An 859-nucleotide genomic window follows, 5' to 3' on the forward strand; every position below is an offset into this window, starting at 1 on the left:
GGCCTAACGTTGTTGTAATATCCGTTGATATAATCACTAACGCTATATTTAGCATCTATAAAATTTCCATATCCAACCTTTGGCATCCATTCCGTTTTAAAGCTTCTAAAAAATCGCTCCATTGGTGCATTATCCCAACAGTTTCCACGCCTACTCATACTTTGTTTGATTTTATAGCGCCATAAACGTTGACGATATTTTAAACTGGTATAGTGACTACCCTGGTCTGAATGAAACATCAGTCCTGTCGGTTTTCCTCTGCTTTCATACGCGAGTTCAAGCGCTTTTAGCGTTAAATTAGTATCTGGCGACAACGACATGGCCCAGCCAACTACTTTACGTGCAAATAAATCAATAATAACGGCTAAATAAGCCCAGCGATTACCTACCCAAATATACGTCACATCACCGCACCACACGGTATCTGGCTCAACAACATCAAATTGTCTATCAAGCAGATTTGGAATTTCAAGGTGCTCATTACCGCCGCGTTTATATGAATGTTGAGGTACTTGGCAGCTTTCAAGCTTTAATTTAACCATTAGCTTAGCAGCACGATAACGACTCAATTCAAAATCATTGTTCGTTGCTATTGCCGCGATTGTCCGCGCCCCAGCTGAGCCGCCGCTCATTGCATGTATTGCTCTAACTTCAGCCTCTAGCCTTATTTGTTCTGGTGTCGGCGTTGTATCCCTTATAGCCCAATATTTATAGCTGCTACGATGCACATTGAATACGTTACACAGCACGCTAATTGGGTAACGCTCTCGTTGATTTAGTTTCTCAATTAACGAGAATTGTTCAGGGAGTCGGACATCAAGAGAGCGGTAGCCTTTTTTAATATATCCTTTTCTAATTC

1 protein-coding gene is annotated in these 859 nt (G+C 41.3%); it reads right to left on the reverse strand.

The features are described from left to right. Window positions 1-859, reverse strand: an 859-nt coding sequence (locus tag I6E85_RS20790) for an IS3 family transposase (RefSeq protein WP_197237329.1), incomplete at both ends; no start/stop codon positions are given.

This window comes from Pseudoalteromonas sp. NZS71 (assembly GCF_015864715.1).
In the GTDB taxonomy this organism is placed as follows: Bacteria; Pseudomonadota; Gammaproteobacteria; order Enterobacterales; family Alteromonadaceae; genus Pseudoalteromonas; species Pseudoalteromonas arctica.